The organism is Verrucomicrobiia bacterium, assembly GCA_035577545.1.
Classification (GTDB): domain Bacteria; phylum Verrucomicrobiota; class Verrucomicrobiia; order Palsa-1439; family Palsa-1439; genus Palsa-1439.
In genome coordinates this window covers 1-4,166 of record DATLVI010000045.1, presented here as the reverse complement: position 1 = coordinate 4,166, position 4,166 = coordinate 1, and the positions used below count along the sequence as shown (strand labels likewise).

Genomic DNA, 4,166 nt, shown 5'->3' with positions numbered 1-4,166 from the left:
CTGGGGTGCAGCGTTTGGCGTGCGCACATTTTTCGACCGGAGCAAGGAGTGGGTACTATTTAGAAGGCCTCAGCGGATGGACGACAGAATTATCCAACGCGTCGGCTGCGCTATTTGTGGGAGTCGATGAATTTGCCGAGTAGTTGGGCGGCGTGTTCGCAGAGTTTGCGGTCCTCGGGGCCGAAGGCGGCATGGACGTGGCTGTCGATGTCGAGTTCGCCGACGACCCTTCCCTTCGCAAAAACCGGAACGACAATTTCTGATTTTGTTTCGATGGAGCAGGCAAGATAACGCGCGTCGTTGTTGACGTCATCCACGACAACGGTCTCTCCGCTGGACGCAGCTGCGCCGCAGATGCCCTGGTTGAGCGGGATGCGCGTGTGCGGTGTAGCAGCGCCGCGGAACGGGCCGAGGACGAGCATGTTGGCATCTTCCGGATCGATCGTGTAGAAGCCGACCCAGTTGTAGCGAGTGAGCTTTTCGTGGAGCAGGCCGACGAAGGAGATCATCAGGGCGTCGGCGGTTGAAGCACTGGACGCAAGCCTTTCCAGCTCGAAAATAATCGAGACAGATTCTTGAGTGGTGGTCGGCATGCTTCTATTGAATCACGGCTACGGCGCAGCGCAAATCTTCGTGAACGACTGCATGTCGTTGAATAATCGCCGGGGATAATCGCAAGCAGGGATGGATTTTGTTAGGATGTGCGCGCCTGCAAAGAAAACATGATGAAACGGCTTCACCTGTTTATAGGTCTGCTGGCGACGCTGGCTTTCGTCGTTAGCGGACAGGCGATGCATTTTCACAAGCCACAGCTTGCAGGCCTGCCGGACGACGTGCATTTGATGTACGTGTCGCGGCACATTTATCTTGCCGCGGCAGCAATGGTGAACGTTTGCCTAGGGCTCTACCTGACAGAGCAGGAGTCGACGTGGAGGAGGGCGTTGCAGTGGCTGGGGTCACTGATGACTCTGTTTTCGCCGATTTTTCTGCTTCTGGCATTTGTGTACGAGCCATCGCTGGGGATGGCGGGGCGGTCATGGAGAACGTCCATAGGGTTGATCCCGATGATTGTTGGAGTGGGACTGCATTTTGTTGCAAGTCTTGGAGCAAAAACAGATTCGGCGGCGAATTGACACGCTGACACGACGCCCCTAAAATAGAAAAGTTGTTTGCGTGCCGGGGTAGCTCACTGGTAGAGCGCCGCCCTGAAAAGGCGGGCGTAGCCAGTTCGATTCTGGCCCCCGGCACCAGTTCTGTTTGAAACCTTCCCCAAGACAATCTAATAGCGTCAGGCTGCCGGTGTGAGCTGCCGCCACCGTTCAGGAAATGGAGATTTTCTGGGACCAGGGATCCTCTGTGGCCGGCGCAGATGGGGTGGGAGTTTCGGTCGAAGAACCAGGATCTGCGGGAGTGGGAGTTTCAACCGGAGGCGGCGCCGGATTGCTGTTCATGGCGGGAGGCGCGACGTTGCGCGTGTCGATGGGGAGCAGCGACGCGTTTTGTTCCACCCATTTGGCGGCTAGGCCGTTCAGTGGACTCTTGGTGTTGAACTCCTGATAGCAAATCATGCGGCCGATGCGGACGACAAGGTCGTCTAGGCCCTCCGAGGCAGCCCAGAAATCGCCGATGCAGACTTGGGCGTCGTCAAAATTGGGATGAAAGACAGGCGTAAGCATGCGACACTGCGGCGCGCGGCGGGGATAACCGAGGGAAAGATTGATTTCCATGACATGGGCGAGGCGTTCGAGGATTTGGCCGTTGGCGGCGACGTAGAGACCCTTGAGATGGTAGGCGATACGATAGATTTCCGGCGGGATACCAGCGGTGCCGGTGATTTGAATGACGGGCCAATTCGCAAGACGAGAGGTGAGCATCTCGTGGTCAAGCATGAGGCGGCGTGTACGGGGCGAGGGCATGTTCGAAGGGACCTTAGGTAAGGATGCCAGTTTGCTTCCATTTGGCGATCCGATTGATATGGTACTGCAGGTAGATGATGCTGAAGAAGAAGGTCATGACGCCGCTGAGGGTGAGCGCGATGTTTTCCTTCGAGTTGTAATACTCCTCCATGGCGTCCCTGATTTTGAAGATGCCGAGGACGTAGGAGATCACACCCGCCAGAAGAAAGACGAAGCCAAGCACGATGAGGGCAGTGGTGTTCGACGCGGTGCCAACGGCGATCGTAACCCCACCCGCGAGAATTCCAGCGGGGTACATGGCGACGAGAACCATGGCCGTGTTCTTGTTGACGAGCCGGCGGGCCCAATTGGCGAGGACCAAACTCCAGACCCAAGTGAACAAGATGAAGACGAGGCCGACAAATCTGCTGATAATCATGATGATCAGGACAAGAACCCAGTGAATATTGGGCGGAAGAGGTATGAGGTCCTGCGGCGGCTGGGCAAGAACTTGCGCGGGCGCAGGGATAGGAATATTTCCGAGGATTTGAGAAACGGGAACCCAGTCGGCCATTCCTTCGCTTTGCGCGAGATCCGTAAGCAGGACGCGACTTTCCTGGACATACTGCTGGAGTTCGGCAAGGGAGTACGGACCGAACGTTTGATCACCGCGTTGGATTTGATATTCCATTGCGCTCCGCCTTCAGGACCTGAATTTAATTCCCTTTTCGTCGGAGTCAATCGTTGAAACGTCGATGACCGCCCAGACCCAAGCCATTGGGCTGGCAAAGCCGAGCGATAGGACTGTAATGCAAAGCTGGGCCGCGGCTTTTTTGGTGTAGCCGGCGTAAAAATTATGGGCACCAAATGCGCCGAGAAGCACACCGAGAATGATGAAGGTCATACGGTTTTTGGCGTCGGGGTCGGGTTCGAATGAAAGAGGGGTCGCCGGCGCAGCGGTCGCTACAACTGCGGCGGATTGCGAACCAAAGAGCACACTGCCCGCGCCGAATCGGGGCAGCGGTATGGATGCAGGCTGGGCGGCAACTCCGGGAAGCGGAGGTGGAGGCGTCTTGGTGCGCACCGCGGGAGTTGGCGTTGCGACGGAAGTATTTGTGGGCAAACCAAGCGTGGGCAAAGCGCTGCCAGAAAACGCATCCCCCCGGGCAACGGGAGGAGCACCAGATGCGGCGATCTCACTTCCCGTGAGGCGCAACTTTGGCTCTTCGGGCGGAGCGGCGCTGCAACCGAAGACGGTGCAGCCACCATTTTCGGCGAAACAATCGGAGTGATGGGGCGTGGAACAGCCCGGGCAGAGCAATACGTTCGTCTCGTCCGCAAGCATGGGCGCGCGGCAATAGGGGCATACTGCTGCGCTCATGAACGATGCCTTTCCTTGTAGCGGAAGGCGTAGCGGCCAATCTGTACGAGATCGCCGTCCTGGAGCACACGCGTTGTGATGGGACTGCCCATCACGTAAGAAGTACCGAGCGCTTTGATTTGAACCCGAGAGCCGGAGATGGCGATGGCGGCATGTTGGCCGAGAATGCTGGGATCTTTGAAGAGATAAATGTCGGATTTTTGTTCGCTGCCGATAGTAGTGAGCGATTTGTACAGAATGAATTGTTTGCCAGCGAGCGGGCCAGATGTGACGTAGAGCCAACGGTCTTTCAGAGCGCTTTCGACCCAGCCCATTGCGGCGCCTGTGGCCGCGCCAAACAAGGCGAAGCCGACGGCGCGGCTCAAGCTCGCGCGATGCACGGCCATGATGATGGGATCGAAGATCATGCCGCCGATGCCGGCGCCTATCAGCCCGCCGATGATTCCGTATTTCGCTTTCTTCATGGACTGGCCGACGATGCCATAGACAGTGCCGCCTGCCAGGCCGAACACTGCCCAACCAATGCCTCGCGCGATCCAGACTGCGGGATTGCGGAACGATTGGACGCCGGCTTCGGCACAGACACTGAGCGCGATGTTGTAGATCAGGTTGGCGACGAGATCGAAGACGAAACCGAGGACGACGCCCAACGGCAGCGCAAGCAATCCACGGAGGATCGCCTTGCGAGCAGAGCGCTCGACTGCACTTTCCGAAACGCCGTAGCCAATGCACATGAACGTGATGATTGCGGGCAGCATCCAAAAGTTGGCCCAAGTATGTCCTACACCGTCGACAAAATTGCGCTCACAAAGTCCCCAACCCAAAAGCGCACCGAGAAGTCCGGCGGCACCGAGATAAAACCATCCCTGGAGAAAGATGCTGCCCTTTTG

General features: G+C 57.4%; 6 protein-coding genes and 1 tRNA gene. 2 read left to right on the top strand and 5 right to left on the bottom strand.

Annotated features, from left to right (window positions below):
• Nucleotides 1–110 precede the first annotated feature (110 nt).
• Entirely contained in the window at nt 111–593 is a 483-nt protein-coding gene (locus VNL17_16800; protein HXI85739.1) for a GAF domain-containing protein, read from the bottom strand.
• Nucleotides 594–722: 129 nt separating this feature from the next.
• Here VNL17_16800 and VNL17_16795 point away from each other — a divergent pair, with 129 nt between their 5' ends.
• Entirely contained in the window at nt 723–1,133 is a 411-nt protein-coding gene (locus VNL17_16795; protein HXI85738.1) for a hypothetical protein, read from the top strand.
• Nucleotides 1,134–1,175: 42 nt separating this feature from the next.
• Nucleotides 1,176–1,250, top strand: a tRNA-Phe gene (locus VNL17_16790).
• 69 nt (nt 1,251–1,319) lie between these two features.
• On the opposite strand, the gene VNL17_16785 is transcribed toward VNL17_16790, so the two are convergent.
• The 4 genes from VNL17_16785 to VNL17_16770 form a co-directional block, all read right to left on the bottom strand.
• Complete coding sequence (locus VNL17_16785) at nt 1,320–1,916, bottom strand: ubiquitin-conjugating enzyme E2 (protein HXI85737.1); 597 nt, start codon at nt 1,914–1,916, stop codon at nt 1,320–1,322.
• 13 nt (nt 1,917–1,929) lie between these two features.
• Entirely contained in the window at nt 1,930–2,586 is a 657-nt protein-coding gene (locus tag VNL17_16780) for a DUF4339 domain-containing protein (protein ID HXI85736.1), read from the bottom strand.
• Nucleotides 2,587–2,598: 12 nt separating this feature from the next.
• Nucleotides 2,599–3,276 (bottom strand): NINE protein, encoded by a 678-nt coding sequence (locus VNL17_16775; GenBank protein ID HXI85735.1) that lies wholly within the window; start codon nt 3,274–3,276, stop codon nt 2,599–2,601.
• On the bottom strand, nt 3,273–4,166 hold an 894-nt coding region (locus tag VNL17_16770; protein ID HXI85734.1), incomplete at its 5' end, for an FHA domain-containing protein. The genes VNL17_16775 and VNL17_16770, both read right to left, overlap by 4 nt.

Coding starts and splice junctions, on each gene's coding strand:
- VNL17_16800 (HXI85739.1), bottom strand. CDS start 593: ATGCCGACCACCACTCAAGAATCTGTCTCGATTATTTTCGAGCTGGAA.
- VNL17_16795 (HXI85738.1), top strand. CDS start 723: ATGATGAAACGGCTTCACCTGTTTATAGGTCTGCTGGCGACGCTGGCT.
- VNL17_16785 (HXI85737.1), bottom strand. CDS start 1,916: ATGCCCTCGCCCCGTACACGCCGCCTCATGCTTGACCACGAGATGCTC.
- VNL17_16780 (HXI85736.1), bottom strand. CDS start 2,586: ATGGAATATCAAATCCAACGCGGTGATCAAACGTTCGGTCCGTACTCC.
- VNL17_16775 (HXI85735.1), bottom strand. CDS start 3,276: ATGAGCGCAGCAGTATGCCCCTATTGCCGCGCGCCCATGCTTGCGGAC.